12 protein-coding genes are annotated in these 16363 nt (G+C 66.4%); 6 read left to right on the plus strand and 6 right to left on the minus strand.

The features are described from left to right. Nucleotides 1–113: 113 nt before the first annotated feature. Nucleotides 114–1448, minus strand: coding sequence for a dihydroorotase (locus AB7G19_RS33050; RefSeq protein ID WP_085402574.1), 1335 nt, complete (start codon nt 1446–1448; stop codon nt 114–116). Nucleotides 1449–1549: 101 nt separating this feature from the next. Here AB7G19_RS33050 and ygfZ point away from each other — a divergent pair, with 101 nt between their 5' ends. The 6 genes from ygfZ (at nt 1550) to AB7G19_RS33080 (ending at nt 8091) form a co-directional block, all read left to right on the plus strand. Further along, nucleotides 1550–2425: a CAF17-like 4Fe-4S cluster assembly/insertion protein YgfZ gene (ygfZ, locus tag AB7G19_RS33055; protein ID WP_085402573.1), complete on the plus strand. Its 876-nt coding sequence runs from the start codon at nt 1550–1552 to the stop codon at nt 2423–2425. Beyond that, on the plus strand, nt 2422–3048 hold the full coding sequence (locus AB7G19_RS33060; RefSeq protein ID WP_063985089.1) for a DNA-3-methyladenine glycosylase I: 627 nt from the start codon (nt 2422–2424) through the stop codon (nt 3046–3048). Before ygfZ ends, AB7G19_RS33060 begins: the two co-directional genes overlap by 4 nt. Next, nucleotides 3045–3659, plus strand: coding sequence for a YfbR-like 5'-deoxynucleotidase (locus tag AB7G19_RS33065; protein WP_085402572.1), 615 nt, complete (start codon nt 3045–3047; stop codon nt 3657–3659). The genes AB7G19_RS33060 and AB7G19_RS33065 overlap by 4 nt, the downstream gene beginning before the upstream one ends. 144 nt (nt 3660–3803) lie before the next feature. After that, the gene (locus AB7G19_RS33070; RefSeq protein WP_028152156.1) at nt 3804–4310 is read left to right on the plus strand and encodes a tyrosine phosphatase family protein; all 507 of its coding nucleotides are present in this window, start codon (nt 3804–3806) and stop codon (nt 4308–4310) included. Nucleotides 4311–4329: 19 nt separating this feature from the next. Further along, the gene (locus AB7G19_RS33075) at nt 4330–5298 is read left to right on the plus strand and encodes an NUDIX hydrolase (RefSeq protein ID WP_085402571.1); all 969 of its coding nucleotides are present in this window, start codon (nt 4330–4332) and stop codon (nt 5296–5298) included. Nucleotides 5299–5349: 51 nt separating this feature from the next. Then, nucleotides 5350–8091 carry a DUF2339 domain-containing protein gene (locus AB7G19_RS33080; protein ID WP_085402570.1) on the plus strand — a complete coding sequence of 914 codons (2742 nt, stop codon included), beginning with the start codon at nt 5350–5352 and terminating at the stop codon, nt 8089–8091. 3 nt (nt 8092–8094) lie between these two features. Here the strand turns inward: AB7G19_RS33080 and AB7G19_RS33085 are convergent, their stop codons facing one another. The 5 genes from AB7G19_RS33085 to AB7G19_RS33105 form a co-directional block, all read right to left on the minus strand. Further along, on the minus strand, nt 8095–9783 hold the full coding sequence (locus AB7G19_RS33085) for a methyl-accepting chemotaxis protein (RefSeq protein WP_085402569.1): 1689 nt from the start codon (nt 9781–9783) through the stop codon (nt 8095–8097). 284 nt (nt 9784–10067) lie between these two features. After that, nucleotides 10068–12038 (minus strand): methyl-accepting chemotaxis protein, encoded by a 1971-nt coding sequence (locus AB7G19_RS33090; protein WP_085402568.1) that lies wholly within the window; start codon nt 12036–12038, stop codon nt 10068–10070. Nucleotides 12039–12243: 205 nt separating this feature from the next. Beyond that, entirely contained in the window at nt 12244–13950 is a 1707-nt protein-coding gene (locus AB7G19_RS33095; protein WP_085402566.1) for a methyl-accepting chemotaxis protein, read from the minus strand. A 180-nt stretch (nt 13951–14130) separates the two neighbouring features. Then, nucleotides 14131–15873, minus strand: a complete 1743-nt coding sequence (locus AB7G19_RS33100; protein ID WP_085402595.1) for a methyl-accepting chemotaxis protein — start codon at nt 15871–15873, stop codon at nt 14131–14133. A gap of 224 nt (nt 15874–16097) precedes the next feature. After that, entirely contained in the window at nt 16098–16331 is a 234-nt protein-coding gene (locus AB7G19_RS33105; protein WP_028152150.1) for a DUF6894 family protein, read from the minus strand. Nucleotides 16332–16363: the final 32 nt, after the last annotated feature.

A 16363-nucleotide genomic window follows, 5' to 3' on the forward strand; every position in this document is an offset into this window, starting at 1 on the left:
TCTCTCCCCTCGTCATTGCGAGCGCAGCGAAGCAATCCAGACTGCCTCCGCGGAGAGATTCTGGATTGCTTCGTCGCTGCGCTCCTCGCAATGACGAGGCTAAAGAATGCCCCTTACTGCTTCAGCGTCTCCAGGAACCGCACCGGCTCGCCCTGCGAGGCCGTCACCAGTTCGCCCTGCCACATCACGCGGCGGCCGCGGATGAAGGTGCCGACGGGCCAGCCCGTGACGCGAACGCCGTCATAGGGGGTCCAGCCGGCCTTCGACGCCACCCATTTGTTGGTAATGGTCTCGCTGCGCTTGAGATCGACGATCGTGAAATCGGCGTCGTAGCCCGCGGCAATGCGGCCCTTGCAGGCCATGTTGTAGAGACGCGCGGGGCCGGCGCTGGTGAGATCGACGAAGCGCGCCAGCGACAGGCGGCCGGCGTTGACGTGGTCGAGCATGAGCGGCACCAGCGTCTGCACTCCGGTCATGCCGGAGGGCGAGGCCGGATAGGTCTTCGACTTCTCTTCCAGCGTATGCGGGGCATGGTCGGAGCCAAGCACGTCGATGATGCCCTGCTCGATGCCGCGCCAGATGCCGGCGCGGTGATCGGCCCCGCGCACCGGCGGGTTCATCTGCGCCAGCGTGCCGAGCCGCTCGTAGCATTCGGGTGCGACCAGCGTCAGATGATGCGGCGTCGCCTCGCAGGACGCGACATCCTTGTGGTCGCGCAGGAACTCGATCTCTTCCTTGGTCGAGATGTGCAGCACGTGGATGCGCTTGCCGGTCTCGTGCGCGAGCTTGACCAGCCGCTGCGTCGCCATCAGCGCCGCGGTCTCGTCGCGCCAGACCGGATGCGAACGCGGATCGCCCTCGATGCGCAACGACTTGCGGTCGTTGAGGCGGTATTCGTCTTCGGCGTGGAAGGCGGCGCGGCGGCGGATCACCTGGAAGATGCGGCGCAGGCTCTCGTCGTCCTCCACCAGCAGCGCGCCGGTCGACGAGCCGATGAACACCTTGACGCCCGCGCAGCCGGGCGCGCGCTCCAGCACCGGCAGATCCTGCACGTTCTCGCGGGTGCCGCCGATGAAGAAGGCGAAATCGCAATGCATGCGATGATGGGCACGCTTCACCTTGTCGGTGAAGGTGGCCTCCGTCACGGTCAACGGCGACGTGTTCGGCATCTCGAACACGGCGGTGACGCCGCCCATCACGGCGCTGCGCGACCCTGTCTCGAGGTCTTCCTTCTGCTCCAGCCCGGGCTCGCGGAAATGCACCTGGGTGTCCATCACGCCGGGCAGGATGTGGAGGCCCTTGCAGTCGATCACCTCAGCGGCGGAGGCCTGCGACAGCGGGCCCAGCTCCGCGATGCGGCCGTTGGTGATGCCGATATCGCGAACACCCTCGCCGTCCTGGTTGACGACGGTGCCGCCTTTGAGGATCACATCGAAGCGCTGGGTCATGGCTGAAGGCCTCTCTCATCCCCAAGCGCGGGGCTTGAGGTCTTGTCGTTTATGCCTTGCGGGCTTACGTTCCGGAGCAACATGTCGCAAGAGATTTTCACATGAAATCAGCGTTTCTTCCCGACCGGAGCGTGGTCAAGGTCGCGGGCGAGGATGCGCGCAACTTCCTCAACGGCCTGATCACGACCGATCTCGACAGGCTGAAGCCGGGCCTGGGGCGATTCGGTGCGCTGCTGACGCCGCAGGGCAAGATCATCGTGGATTTCCTGATCACAGAGGTGCCCGCAGGCCATGGCGGCGGGTTCCTGATCGACTGTCCGAAGGCGCTGGCCGAGGGCCTCGCCACCAAGCTGAAATTCTACAAGCTGCGCGCCAAGGTCACGGTGGAAAACCTCGATCTCGGTGTGCTCGCGGCCTGGGACGGCCAGCTTGCGGCGCAGCCGGACCTTGCATTCGCCGATCCGCGCAATGATGCGCTCGGCACTCGCATCCTGATCCCCGAAGATCTCAAGCAGAAGCTGTCCGATCTCATCGGCGCCGAGCTGGTCGATGCCTCCGCCTATGAGGCGCATCGTATTGCGCTTGGCGTGCCGCGCGGCGGGCTCGATTTCATGTACAGCGATGCGTTCCCGCACGAGACCAACATGGACCGCCTCGCCGGCGTCGATTTCGACAAGGGCTGCTATGTCGGCCAGGAGGTCGTCTCGCGTATGCAGCATCGCGGCACCGCGCGCACCCGCAGCGTCAAGGTGCTGCTCGATGACCTCTCGCCGGAGGCCGGCGTCAGTGTTATGGCCGGCGACAAGCCGGTCGGCACGATGGGCTCGTCCGCCCAGGGCAAGGGCATCGCGCTGGTGCGCATCGACCGCGTTGCGGACGCGCTCGATGCCGGCCAGCCGCTCACCGCCGGCGGCCTCGCCGTGCGGCTCGCCGAACCCGACGTCGTCCGCATTCCCCTGAAGCAGCCCATCGCATGAGCCGAGCCCCCCGCCTGCATCCCGACGGAAAGACCCGCTGCCCCTGGCCCGGCGAAGACCCGCTCTATGTCGCCTATCACGACACCGAATGGGGCGTGCCGGAATATGACGACCGTGCGCTCTACGAAAAGCTGATCCTCGACGGCTTCCAGGCCGGCCTCTCCTGGATCACGATCCTGCGCAAGCGGGACAATTTCCGCAAAGCCTTCGATGATTTTCAGCCGGAGAAGATCGCGCGCTACAACGACAAGAAGGTGCACGCGCTGATGAACGATGCCGGCATCGTGCGCAACCGCGCCAAGATCGACGGCGCGATCCTGAGCGCGAAATCGTATCTCGACATCATGGAGAAGGGCCCGGGCTTCTCGAAGCTGTTGTGGGACTTCATGGACGGCCGGCCCAAGGTCAACAATTTCAAGACCACTGCGAGCGTGCCGGCCTCGACGCCGCTGTCGACGCAGATCTCCAAGGAACTGTCCTCGCGCGGTTTCAAATTCGTCGGTCCGACCATCGTCTACGCCTTCATGGAGGCGACCGGCATGGTCAACGACCATCTCGTCGACTGCCATTGTCACGCGAGCTGCGGCAAGACGCAGCGCAAGCCGCGCCTCAAGGCCAAATGACCGCGAAGAAAACGGCACGCGACGTGGCATCCCGCGCCTGGCAACGCATGTTGTCGGGCCGGCGGCTCGATCTGCTCGATCCCTCTCCGCTCGATGTCGAGATCGCCGACATCGCGCATGGGCTCGCGCGCGTGGCGCGCTGGAACGGGCAGACCACCGGCGCGCACATCTTCTCGGTCGCGCAGCATACGCTTCTGGTGGAGACCGTGATGCGGCACGAGATGCCGCGCGTCGACGAGCGCATGCGGCTGGCCGCGCTGCTGCACGATGCGCCCGAATACGTGATCGGCGACATGATCTCGCCGTTCAAGGCCGTGCTCGACGGCCATTACAAGGCGGTGGAGAAGCGCCTGCTCGGCGCCATCCACATCCGCTTCGGCCTGCCGCCGGCGCTGCCCGAGGAGATCACGCAAGCCATCAAGGCCGCCGATCGCGGGGCGGCCTATCTGGAGGCAACCGAGCTCGCCGGCTTCAGCGAAAGCGAGGCGAAGCGCCTGTTCGGCAGGGACCCCGGCCTCTCCGACAGCGTCCGGCGCGACTACCTCACGCCCTGGACCGCGGCGCGGGCCGAGAAGCAGTTTCTGGAGCGGTTCAACGCGGTGTTCGCGTAGCATCATCCCTTCGTAGGGTGGGCAAAGCGAAGCGCGCCCACCAAACTAGCCGCAATGTGCGCGGTGCGAAACGGTGGGCACGGCGCGATGCGCCTTTGCCCACCGTACGAGCGCTCGCTATAATCAGCGGCAAAAAGGTCCGCCATGATCCACGTCTGTTCCCTCGCCGCCCTTCCCGAAACCGTCCGCCTCACCAGGGCCAGCCATGTGCTGACCGTCATGGCCAATGTCGAGCAGGTGGCACGTCCGGTGTCGGTGCTGCCGGCCAACCATCTCAAAGTGTCGATGGACGACATCACCGAGGAGATGGACGGCTTCACCGCACCATCCGAAGCTCATATCGACCAGGTGCTGAATTTCGTGCGCGGCTGGGACCGCAGCGCGCCGCTGGTGGTGCATTGCTATGCCGGCATCAGCCGCTCCACTGCGAGCGCGTTCGCGGCCGTCTGCGCCCTCAATCCGGATCGCGACGAGATCGAGATCGCCAAGAAGATCCGCGCGGCCTCGCCGATAGCCTCGCCGAACCGCCGCATCGTCGGCCTTGCCGACCGCGCGCTTGGGCGCAACGGCCGCATGCTGCGCGCGCTCGACGAGATGGGCCCGGGCGCGATGATGGTCGAGGGCCGCCCCTTCGTGATCGAGCTCGAATGACAACTGCGACATCAGCCGCATGAGCGACACGCAGCTGACGCCGATCGAGATCGGCCTGACCGCGGCGATCGTCGCGATCGAGGATCATGAGCCGCTGATCCTCACCGCGCACAGCAGTGATGGGCTGGCGGGCCTGCCGTTCGGGCCGTTCGATGCGCCGAGCCATCGCACGTTCGAGATCGGCCTGCGCGCCTGGGTCGAGGCACAGGCGGGCTTGCGGCTCGGCTATGTCGAGCAGCTCTACACGTTCGGCGATCGTGGTCGTCATGCCGAGGCCGGCGACACCGGTGCGCATATGGTGTCGATCGGCTATCTCGCGCTGACGCGCGCGGTGGGCGGCGAGCTCGCAGCGACCGGCGCGAGCTTCGAACCATGGTATCGCTTCCTCCCCTGGGAAGACTGGCGCGAGGAGCCGCCCGCGATCATCGCCCGTGACATCATCCCGGCGCTGACGCTATGGGCCGAGGAGGAGACGCCGGAGACCACACGCGCATTGCCGCGCCGGGATCGCGTGCGGTTCTATTTCGGTCTCGACGGCGCGCCCTGGGACGAGGAGCGCGTGCTCGACCGCTACGAGCTCTTGTACGAGGCCGGGCTGATCGAGGAGGCGCGGCGCGACGGCCGCCCTGCGGCATTGGCGCGCAAGGAGCTTCCCGCGCTCGGCACCTCGATGCGATTCGATCACCGCCGGATTCTCGCGACCGCGATCGCGCGGCTGCGTGCGAAACTGAAGTATCGTCCTGTGGTGTTTGAACTTTTGACCGCGGAGTTCACACTCACTGAACTGCAGTACACGGTGGAGGCGATCTCCGGCCGGCACCTGCACAAGCAAAATTTCCGCCGCCTGGTCGAAACCGAAGCCCTGGTCGAACCGACCGGGGTGATGTCGACACAGACCGGCGGACGGCCGGCGGCGCTCTACCGCTTCCGCCGCGACGTGCTCCAGGAACGACCCGCGCCGGGCTTGCGCGTACGCTCCCGGCGCTAGATCCTAGGATTTGCGTGACCGGCCCCTGCCCGCCGGTTGCCTGGAGGCTTTATGTTCGACGGCCCGTTTGACGTCTTTGCGCTGATCATTGCGATCATCGCTGTCCTGATCGCGATCAAGGCCTCCAGCCAGGCGACCGAGCTGCGCCGCCGGCTCGCCTCGCTCGAAGAGATGTTTTACGCGCAGCGGCAGGTGCAGCCACCGCCGCTGATGCCCACGCAGGTGCAGGCCGAGGCGCCCGCGACGACGGCCGCCGAGCCGCCGCCGCTCGCGCCCGAAGTCGAGGCAGCACCGCCTCCGCTCGTCACCGAAGAGGTTTCACCGCGGCCGCTCGCAGCGAGCACTGAAGCCGATGCACCGCCGCCGCTTGCGGCGAGCACCGAGGCCTACGCACCGCCGCCTTTGCCCGCGCCGGCGCCCGGCTTCGAGGAACGGCTCGGCACGCGCTGGGTGGTCTGGATCGGCGGCCTCGCGCTCGCGCTCGGCGGCTTCTTCATGGTGCGCTATTCGATCGAGGCGGGCCTCGTCGGCCCCGGCGTGCGCGTGTTCCTCGGCGGGCTGTTCGCAGCCGCGCTGCTGGGCGCCGGCGAATGGTCGCGACGCAAGGAGAGCATCTCCAACATCGCGGCGCTGCCGATCGCCAACATCCCCGCGATCCTCACCGCGGCCGGAACGGCCGTGGCGTTCGCGACCATCTACGCCGCCTATGCGCTCTATGGCTTCCTCGTGCCCGCCACCGCTTTCGTGCTGCTCGGCATCGTCGCGATGGGCACGCTCGCCGCGGCACTGTTGCATGGGCCCGCACTCGCGGGCCTCGGCGTGGTCGGCGCGTTCGTGACGCCGATCCTCGTCTCCAGCGGCAAGCCGGATTATTGGGCGCTCTATGTTTATCTTGCGATCGTCACCGCCGCGAGCTTCGGCCTCGCGCACATCCGGCTGTGGCGCTGGCTCGCGGTGACGACCATCGCCTTCGCCGTGCTCTGGATCTTCCCGGGTCTCGATACCAGCGAACTGCAGGTCGCGCCGCACGCCTTCCATGCGATCGCGGGCTTCGTGCTCGCCGCTTTGCTCGTGGTCTGCGGCTTCATGTTCGGCCCGACCATCGAGGACGGCGAGATCGAGCCGGTGTCGTCGAGCTCCCTCGGCGCCTATCTGTTCGGCGCGATGCTGATCGTGCTGTCGAGCGCGCATGCGGACCTTGCGCTGATCGCCTTCACGCTTCTGGTTGGTGCGACGCTGTTCGTCGCCTGGCGCGCGCCGGCGGCGACCGGCGCGCTGGGCGCGGCCGCAGCGACCGTCTTCATCGTGTTCGCCGAATGGGCGGTGCGCGCCAATCCCGACATGCTGGTGCTGCCGGGCGGCCCCATGCCCGGCGTCGGACCGACAGCGATCGACGGCGCGGTGACGCTGCATCTGGTGATGGCCGCAATCTTCGCTGCCGGCTTCGGCATCGCGGGCTTTCTCGCGCAGGGCCGCTCGAGCTCGGCGGTCATTCCGGTGGTGTGGTCGGCGGCAGCCGTTGCGACGCCGACCGCGATCCTCGTTGCGCTCTACGCGCGCATCGCCCATCTCGACCGCTCGATCCCGTTCGCGATCCTCGCGGTGCTGCTCGCCGCGGCCTTCGGCGCTGCGACCGAAGCGCTGGCACGCCGCGAAGATCGGCCGGGCGCTGCGACCTCCGTCGCGCTGTTCGCGACCGGCACGCTCGGCGCATTGGCACTGGCGCTGACCTTCGCCCTCGAAAAGGGCTGGCTCACCATCGCGCTGGCCCTGATGTCGCTCGGCACGGCCTGGATCTCGCTGCAGCGGCCGATCCCGGTCCTGCGCCGGCTCGCCGCCATCTTTGCCGCGATCGTTACCGCGCGCATCGGCTATGATCCACGCATCGTCGGCGATGCCGTCGGCACCACGCCGATCTTCAACTGGCTGTTGTGGGGCTACGGCCTGCCGGCGGCCTCGTTCTGGGGCGCGAGCATCTTCCTGCGCCGCCGCGGCGACGATCCGCCGCTGCGCATCGTGGAGGCCGCCGCGATCCTGTTCACCGCGCTGCTCGCCTTCATGGAGATCCGGCATCTTGCCACCGGCGGCCGCATGACGTCGCCGCCCTCACTGCTCGAATTTGCCCTGCAAGTCTGCGTCGCGCTCGCCATGGCGATCGGGCTGGAGCGGCTGCGGCTGAGGAGCCACAGCATCGTTCACAATGTCGGCGCAATCGCGCTCACCGCGATCGCCGGGCTCATCAGCGTGTTCGGCCTGCTGATCCTGGAGAATCCGTGGCTGCTCTCCAGCGTCGATGTCGGCGGTCTCGTCTTCAACCTGCTGCTGCTCGGCTACGCTCTCCCGGCGGTGCTGATGCTGCTGCTGTCCTATGCGGTGGCCGGACATCGCCCCGTCGCCTATGCGAACACGATTGCCGGCGCTGCGCTGGTGTTCGCGCTGACCTATTTGACGCTGGAGATCCGCCGCTTCTATCACGGCCCGGTCCTGCTCTACGGCGCCACCACGGGCGCGGAGCAATACACCTATTCGATCGGCTGGCTCGGCTTCGGCGTGGTGCTGCTCGGCGTCGGCATTCTCGTCAACTCCGAGCGGGCACGGCTGGCGTCGGCCGCGGTGATCGCGCTGACGATCCTGAAGGCCTTCGTGATCGACATGTCGACGCTGACAGGCGTCTACCGCGCGCTGTCGTTCATGTGCCTCGGCATCGTGCTGGTCGCGATCGGCTGGCTCTACCAGCGCATCCTGTTCCGGCGGCAGGTCGCACCGCCGCCGGCTCCGCAGGCGAGCACTTGAGGATCAAGCCGCGCGGACCGACTCCAGGAACTGCGCGACCTCGACTTTGAGCCGCGTGCTGTCGGTCGCCAGCGATTTCGCCGCCGACAGCACCTCCGTCGACGCCGAGCCGGTCTCGATCGCACCACGCTGCACGTCCGTGATGTTCATCGAGACCTCCTGCGTACCGACCGAAGCCTGCTGCACGTTGCGCGAGATCTCCTGCGTGGCCGCGCCCTGTTCCTCGACGGCGGCTGCGATGGCCGCCGCCACCTCGGACAGCCGCTCGATGGTGCCGCCGATCTCCTGGATGGCGCTGACGGACTCCTGCGTCGCGGCCTGGATCCCGGAGACCTGCGCCCCGATCTCGCCGGTCGCTTTCGCGGTCTGCTCGGCCAGCGCCTTGACCTCGGAGGCGACGACCGCGAAGCCGCGGCCGGCTTCACCGGCACGCGCCGCCTCGATGGTGGCGTTGAGCGCCAGCAGGTTGGTCTGACCGGCGATGGTGTTGATCAGCTCGACCACGTCGCCGATGCGGGATGCCGCCTGCGACAGCGCGTTGACGCGGTCGTTGGTCCGCGTGGCCTGCTCGACGGCCTCCGCGGCCATCCGCGCCGAATCCTGCACGCGGCGGCTGATCTCGGTGATGGAGGACGACAGCTCCTCCGAGGCGGACGCAACCGCCTGGACGTTGGTCGAGGCTTCCTCGGACGCCGCAGCGACCACGGTCGCAAGCTCCTGCCCGCGCTGCGCGGTGCTGCTCAGCGTGGTCGCGGAGGCCTCGAGCTCGGTCGAGGCCGACGACACGGTGCCGACGACCTCGCCGATCATGGCCTCGAACTTGCGGGTGATGGCGTCGACGCGGCGGCCGCGTTCGATCTTGGCCTCGGCGTCGGCAGCAGCGACTTCGTCGGCGGCCTTCTTGGCGATCAACGCCTCCTTGAAGATCTGGAGCGCATCCGCCATCGAGCCGATCTCGGTCTTCTCGCCGCGATGCGGCACCTCGGCGGAGAGGTCGCCTTCGCCAAGCGACTGCATCGGATGGATGATCGAGGCAATGCCGCGAGAAACGTCACGCACGAGATAATAGGCGGCACCGATCGCGATCACGACCGAGAACACGATGATGCCGACCAGCACGCGGAAGATCGTGGCGTAGCTGTCGGCTGCCTGCTTCGTCTCCAGCTCGGCGCCCCGGTTGTTCATCTCGATGCCCTTCTGGAGCAGCGGGTCGGCGGCCTGGGCCATCTTCGCGACCTTGGTCTGCAACAGCTCGTTGGCATCGGTCGGGAAGCGACCGACGCCCTTGCGCGACAGCGCCATGACGTCCTGCACCCCGTTCAGGTACTCGGCCCACGCCTTGCTCCACTGCTCATAGAGCGAACGCTCCTCGGCCGAGGTGATCAGCGGCTCGTAGACCTTGCGGGTCTGGTCGATGCGCGCCTGCAGCGAGGCGAGGCGCTTCTCGGCGGCTTCCTTGCCCTCGGCGGTGTCCTGCATCAGGTGCAGGCGCAGCGCGACGCGCAGCTCGTTGATGTCGGCGCGAAGCGAGCCGAGCGCACGCACGCTCGGCAGCCAGCTCTCCGCGATCTCGACGGTGTGGGAATTGATACTCTGCATGGTGCCGATCGCCATCACGCCGACGCCGGCGAGCGACAGCACGAGGACCGACAACACGGTCAGAAGCTTGAACACGATCGACAACTTCGACATCACAGCAAATCCCGATGAGACCTAGCAACGCGCAAATCACCTGCGCCGCCATCGTCACGACGGACGACAGGGCGGAAGTCAGTTCAACAATGCTGGCTGATTTTTATCCCGTAAGATTGCGCTCATAGTTGCAAACAGGCGTTAACAGGAACCTACGTGAAACTACGGAATTCGCTGTCGCCGCCGTTATATGTTCCGCAATTATTAGTTGCAGTGCAGCAGACATCGCGCGACGCCACACCGGCGCACCGCGATGCGCGGCTCGAACGGAGCAACTGACGACCTCAGGCCGCCCGGACCGACTCCAGGAAGCGCGCGACCTCGCTCTTCAGCCGGTTGCTCTCCTGAGACAGCGATTGTGCTGCCGAATGCACCTGGGCCGACGCAGCCCCGGTCTCGCCTGCACCGCGCTGAACGTTGCCGATATTGGCGGAGACCTCCGAGGTGCCGTGCGCGGCATGCTGGATGTTGCGGGAGATCTCCTGCGTCGCGGCGCCCTGCTCCTCCACCGCTGCGGCGATGGCCGAGGAAATTTCCGACATCCGCGCGATGGTGTCGCCGATCTCCTTGATCGCACCGACCGAATCCTGCGTCGCGGTCTGGATCGCGCCGATGTGCTGGCTGATCTCGCCGGTGGCCTTCGCGGTCTGCTCGGCGAGCGCCTTCACTTCGGTCGCAACCACCGCAAAGCCCTTGCCGGCCTCGCCCGCCCGTGCCGCCTCGATCGTGGCATTGAGCGCCAGCAGATTGGTCTGGCTGGCGATCGTGTTGATCAGCTCGACCACGTCGCCGATACGCCCTGCCGCCTTGGTCAGCTCCGCGACGCGCGCGTTGGTGCGCTGGGCCTGCTCCACCGCGACGTCGGCGACGCGGGCCGATTCCTGCACCTGGCGGCTGATCTCCGAGATCGATGTGGTCATCTCCTCGCTCGCGGACGACACCGACTGCACGTTCGCGGACGCCTCCTCCGAGGCCGCCGCCACCGCCGTGGCGAGCCCGTTGCCGCGCTCGGCGGCCTGGGTCAGCGTATTGGAGGACGCCTCGAGCTCGGTTGCCGCCGACGACACCGTGTCGATGATCTCGCCGACCGCGCCTTCAAACCCGTCGGCGAGGCGGTGCATGTCCGCCTTGCGCCGTTCGCGCCCGCGCGCGTCAGCCTCGGCCTGCTCCGCACGCAGCCGCTCGGCCTCCGCCATGTTGGTCCTGAACACCTCGACCGCACCGGCCATCTCGCCGATCTCGTCCTTGCGCCCGACGCCGGGGACGGAGATCGAAAGCTCGCCGCGCGCCAGCCGCGTCATCGCACCGACCATGCCGGACAGCGCCTTCGAGATCGAGCGCCCGAGGACAAAGCCGACCACGGCGAGCACGACGACGGTGAGCGCGAAGGCGATCATCATCCACATGCGCACGGCATCGCGCGTTGCGGCCTCCGCGGCGTCCGCCTGCTTGTACATGGCGTCGACGGCGGTCCGCACCTCGACCATGGAGGGTTCGAGCTCGCGGAATGTCTTCATCATGCTCGCGTCCAGCGTAGCGCTCTGCTGCGCGGTCTCGGCCCAGGCCGCGAGCTCGGACTGGTATTTCTGGAGCTTGGCCGTGATGTCGTTCATCACTGCCATCGGGACTGCGACCACCTCGATCGCCTTGGAGAATTCGACCGCGGCCTTCTTCACTTCGGCAATGTATTTGGGGTCGCGCCGCAGCATGAAGTCCTTCTCGTGCCGGCGCATCATCAGCATCCAGCTCGTCGTCCTGGGATCGTCGATCTCCTTGAGTTTCACCTCGATGTCGTGCACGGCGGCGCGGAGCGAGCCGGACAGGCCAAGCGTCTCGTTCAGCCCGAGTCTGGTCTCGGCCACGACGAGCGCCTTGAAATCCTCGGCATAGCGTTTGAAGCCGTCATGCGCCTGCCTGGTCTTGTCGGACAGCGCGCTCATACCGCCGGCCGCCATCAACCGCTCGACCTCGTCGAAATCGCGGTTGATCGGTCCCATCAGCTCGGCATGGGCCTTGGCGTAGCTTTCGTTGCGGCGCTGCTGAAAATTCTTCTCGTTGCGGCGCGCCTCCAGCATCTCGATCGTGAGCTGCTTGTTCAGGTCAGCGATCGCGCGGGCGCGGTTGGCAACGGTGCGGGAGGCGTCCTGAGAGAGGCTGCCGATCTCGTAGATCGCGCCGAAGACGACGAGACCGACAAGGCCGAAGAGTCCGATCGCCATGACCTTGTGGGTGAGGCGAATGGAGAAGCCGCTCATTGAATGTGCTCCGATACGTTCGATACGCAATACAGGGAGGGCGACTCGGCACCCGAATATTGCGAGATCATGACTGCATCGGTTTTCCGGAAGGTTAACCGTGCAGACCTTCTCACCGCGGCATCGGCTGCGGACGCATGCGAACCGCCACGCGTCCTCGCGCGGCGGTTGCAATCGGCGGACGATGGGGTGAGGACGGCCGCCCTCAGGCGGCGCGCACCGTGGTGAGGAACTTGCCGACCTCGAGCTTGAGGCGGTTGCTGTCGCCGGACAGCGACTGCGCAGCCGAAAGCACCTGCGACGACGCCGAGCCGGTCTCGCTCGCACCGCGCTGCACGTCGGTGATGTTGGACGACACTTGATGGGTGCCTTCCGCCGCCTGCTGCACGTTGCGGGAGATCTCCTGCGTCGCCGCGCCCTGCTCCTCCACCGCCGCCGCGATCGCCGAAGAGATCTCCGACAGCCGTTCGATGGTGTCGCTGATGTCCTTGATGGCGCCGACCGACTCCTGGGTAGCAGACTGGATGCCGGAAATCTGCTGGCCGATCTCGCCGGTGGCCTTCGCGGTCTGCTCGGCAAGCGCCTTCACTTCGGAAGCGACGACGGCGAAGCCACGGCCAGCTTCGCCTGCACGCGCAGCCTCGATCGTGGCGTTGAGCGCCAGCAGGTTAGTCTGGCCGGCGATGGTGTTGATCAGCTCGACGACGTCGCCAATCCGCGTTGCCGCCTTCGACAGTTCGCTGACACGTTCGGTGGTGGTGCGGGCCTGGCCGACGGCTTCGCTCGCCACGCGCGCGGATTCCTGCACCTGGCGGCTGATCTCGGTGATCGAGGACGACAGCTCCTCGGTCGCCGAGGCCACCGACTGCACGTTGGTGGAGGCTTCCTCAGAGGCCGAAGCGACCACCGTCGCAAGCTGCTGCGCGTGCTCCGCGGTCGAGGTCAGCGTCGTCGCGGAAGCCTCGAGCTCGGTCGAGGCCGAGCTCACGGTCTCGATCACCTCGCCGACGGCGGTTTCAAACTGGTCGGCAAGCCGGAGCATGTCCTGGCGACGCTGCGCCGCGCTGCGCTGCTCCATCTCCTTCTGCTCGGCTTCCATCCGGATCTTGGCAAGGCCGTTCTCCCGGAACACTTCCGCGGTCTTGGCGACTTCGCCGACTTCGTCCTTGCGATCAAGGCCGGCGATCTCGACCTGATAGCGGCCGGAGGCAAGCTCCTGGAGCACACCGACGATCATGCGGATCGGCCGCGCGATGCCGTACTGACCGATGATGAAGCCCAACGCGCCGCCGATGATGACACCGAGGCCTGCGAGGATGATCAGGAAGCGTGACGTCGATTCATACTGCTCGCGCGCTTCCTTGCTCTTCTCCTCGACACGCGTATTCAGCCGATCGGCGAGTTCGCGGATCTTGCCTTGAAGGTTCTCCGCAGCGGTCCTGCTCTTCATCGCGATGTCGCGCAGCTTGTCTGCGCTGTCGCTGAGCTTCGCCGACTTCTCGGCATCGACGGCCGCGAGCGTCGTGTCCATCTGGCTCTTGTAGGCCGAGAACGCCTCACGCACGCCCGGGAGCAGCGTCTTGGCCTTCTCGTCCGGGGTCTGGCTGACCTCGTCGAAACGCTCCTGATACTGCTTGAGCTGGGCGTTGATGACATCACGCGCGGCGAGGCGATTGTCGTCACGCGGATCAAGCGCACTGCGGAATTCAGCGCGGTTCAGCGCGATGACGTTCTGGTTGGCGCGCGCGGCGAGCAGGGCCCGCTTGGCCGCGGTCGACATCACGTCGGCCTTTTCGCTGAGATCGCTGAGGGCGGAGACGCCGATCCAGGCGATCGCGGCGCCGATCCCGCACAGCAGGAGGACGATCCCGAGGATCTTGCTCAGGATGCGGAAGCGGCCGAGAAAATGCATGACTGGAATCCTTCATGGACGTTGCCGCTCAAGCGGCTGAATTCCCATGAACTTCGTCCAAAAACCATTCCGCTTCCCTTAACCACGTTTGCCGTAGAAACACGGAGTTTTCACCGCGATCGACGCCGCTCTTGCGTTCCGAGAGTTGCGCAGGGAGCAAGGCTCTCCCTGCGGTTTTGGTCAGGCCGCGCGAACGGTACCCAGGAACTTGCCGACCTCGAGCTTGAGGCGATTGCTGTCGCCGGACAGCGACTGCGCCGCCGCCAACACCTGCGAGGACGCCGAGCCGGTCTCGCTCGCGCCGCGCTGCACGTCGGTGATGTTGGACGACACTTGATGGGTGCCTTCCGCCGCCTGCTGCACGTTGCGGGAGATTTCCTGCGTCGCGGCGCCCTGCTCTTCGACCGCAGCGGCGATCGCCGAGGAGATCTCCGACAGCTTCTCGATGGTGTCGCTGATGTCCCTGATGGCGCCGACCGAATGCTCGGTCGCGGCCTGAATGCTGGCGATCTGCTGGCCGATCTCGCCGGTCGCCTTCGCGGTCTGCTCGGCGAGCGCCTTGACTTCGGAGGCGACCACGGCAAAACCGCGGCCCGCTTCGCCGGCGCGCGCGGCCTCGATCGTGGCGTTGAGCGCCAGCAGGTTGGTCTGGCCGGCGATGGTGTTGATCAGCTCCACGACGTCGCCGATCCGCGTCGCCGCCTTCGACAGCTCGCTGACACGGTCGGTCGTGGTGCGGGCCTGGCCGACCGCCTCGCTGGCGACGCGCGCAGATTCCTGCACCTGGCGGCTGATCTCGGTGATCGACGACGACAGCTCCTCCGTTGCCGACGCCACCGACTGCACGTTGGTGGAGGCCTCTTCGGAGGCCGCCGCGACCACGGTGGTGAGCTGCTGCGTGCGCTCCGCGGTCGAGGTGAGCGTGGTGGCGGATGCTTCAAGCTCCGTGGAAGCCGACGACACCGTACCGACGATCTCGCCGACGGCGCCTTCGAAGCTGTCGGCGAGCCTGCGCATCTCGGACTTGCGCTGCTCGGCCGCGAGCTGATCCTGCCGCGACTTGGCTTCCGCGTCCTCTCGCGCCTTCTGTTCGGACACGATCTTGAATTTCTCGACGGCACCGGCGACTTCGCCGACCTCGTCCTTGCGGCCGAGGCCCGGCAGCACCACGGAGAAATCGCCGCCGGCGAGCTTCTCCATCGCCGCCGTCAATGCGCGCATGGGCCGCGCAATGCTGAAGACGGAGAAGATGCACGCCCCGATCAAAACCAGCGCGACCAGCACGCCGGCGACGAACGAGGTCCGCGCGACGGACGCGGCCTCAGCTTCGGCTTCGGCGCGGGCTTCGGAACTCTTCTGCTTGGCAAAGTTGATGATCTCGTTGGTCAGCTCCGAGATCTCTTCGTTGATCGGCGCCAGCATCTCCTTGCGGATGCGGTCGACCTCGGCCACGAGCTTTGCGAGCGGCGCTGCGGCTTCACCGTCCTTCTTCGCGCTCAGGGCGAGCTCCTGCTTGCGGATCGCTTCGATCTGCTGTTGCCCCTTGCTGAAATTGCCGACCAACACGATCAGGCGGTCGATCCGCTTGTGATTCTCCGGCGAGCGCGACAGCTTCGCCATCTCGTCCGCGAATTTCAGGGCCGCGGTCTGCCGATCGTTGAAATAGGTGACGGCCTTCTGCAACTCGGCCGGCGACGTGGAGCTCAGGATGTCACGAATGCCGATCTGCATCCCGCGGACCGACGCCTTGGCTTCCGCGGCGCTTTGCGCGATCGACTGCTGCCCCGATGCCCCATTGCTGAGCTTCTGAACCGCAGCGTCGCCGTTCATCTGGAGGACGATCATCAGCGCGACGAGCGCGATGGTGAGTGCCGAGGTCACAGCGAGCTTGGTGCCAATTCGCAGGTTCTGAATGAACATCATCGACATAATCCCCGGATACGCATTGCCGCGCCGACGCGCGTGAACAGTCCGGGAAGGCTAACCGCGAGGTTACTCATTAACGTTAAGGGTGGCCGCGGCAGCCTGGGTAGAAATACTGAAATCGTGCTTAAACTACTGCAGTTGCACACTTTTCACGTGCAATGAAATGGAACTCGCGGATTTGCACGCGCTGGCGTCCGTTAACGGTTGCCCGTTCGCGGTCATCAGCACACGGTCTCACCGACCAGGCTGACGCGGAAGACCGGCTTCTTGTTCTCGTCGAGCAGCTCCATGCTCCACTTCGCGTTCGGCTTCAGGTTGCGCGCGATGCTGCCGAGCAGGTTGGCGCAGACCTCGCTCATCTCGGCCCAAGCGGCGGCGCGATCCTCGAACTCGTACGGCTGGTCGGCGGCGCCGGAATAACGACCGGTGCTGATGCGAAAGAAATACAGCGACATCGTAGTACCCTTGCACCCCCCGGCCCTGCGCA

It is taken from the genome of Bradyrhizobium sp. 215_C5_N1_1 (genome assembly GCF_052075935.1).
In the GTDB taxonomy this organism is placed as follows: domain Bacteria; phylum Pseudomonadota; class Alphaproteobacteria; order Rhizobiales; family Xanthobacteraceae; genus Bradyrhizobium; species Bradyrhizobium barranii.

Coding starts and splice junctions, on each gene's coding strand:
- AB7G19_RS33065 (WP_085402572.1), top strand. CDS start 3,045: ATGACCGCGAAGAAAACGGCACGCGACGTGGCATCCCGCGCCTGGCAA.
- AB7G19_RS33060 (WP_063985089.1), top strand. CDS start 2,422: ATGAGCCGAGCCCCCCGCCTGCATCCCGACGGAAAGACCCGCTGCCCC.
- ygfZ (WP_085402573.1), top strand. CDS start 1,550: ATGAAATCAGCGTTTCTTCCCGACCGGAGCGTGGTCAAGGTCGCGGGC.
- AB7G19_RS33080 (WP_085402570.1), top strand. CDS start 5,350: ATGTTCGACGGCCCGTTTGACGTCTTTGCGCTGATCATTGCGATCATC.
- AB7G19_RS33075 (WP_085402571.1), top strand. CDS start 4,330: ATGAGCGACACGCAGCTGACGCCGATCGAGATCGGCCTGACCGCGGCG.
- AB7G19_RS33085 (WP_085402569.1), bottom strand. CDS start 9,783: ATGTCGAAGTTGTCGATCGTGTTCAAGCTTCTGACCGTGTTGTCGGTC.
- AB7G19_RS33100 (WP_085402595.1), bottom strand. CDS start 15,873: ATGATGTTCATTCAGAACCTGCGAATTGGCACCAAGCTCGCTGTGACC.
- AB7G19_RS33090 (WP_085402568.1), bottom strand. CDS start 12,038: ATGAGCGGCTTCTCCATTCGCCTCACCCACAAGGTCATGGCGATCGGA.
- AB7G19_RS33070 (WP_028152156.1), top strand. CDS start 3,804: ATGATCCACGTCTGTTCCCTCGCCGCCCTTCCCGAAACCGTCCGCCTC.
- AB7G19_RS33050 (WP_085402574.1), bottom strand. CDS start 1,448: ATGACCCAGCGCTTCGATGTGATCCTCAAAGGCGGCACCGTCGTCAAC.
- AB7G19_RS33095 (WP_085402566.1), bottom strand. CDS start 13,950: ATGCATTTTCTCGGCCGCTTCCGCATCCTGAGCAAGATCCTCGGGATC.
- AB7G19_RS33105 (WP_028152150.1), bottom strand. CDS start 16,331: ATGTCGCTGTATTTCTTTCGCATCAGCACCGGTCGTTATTCCGGCGCC.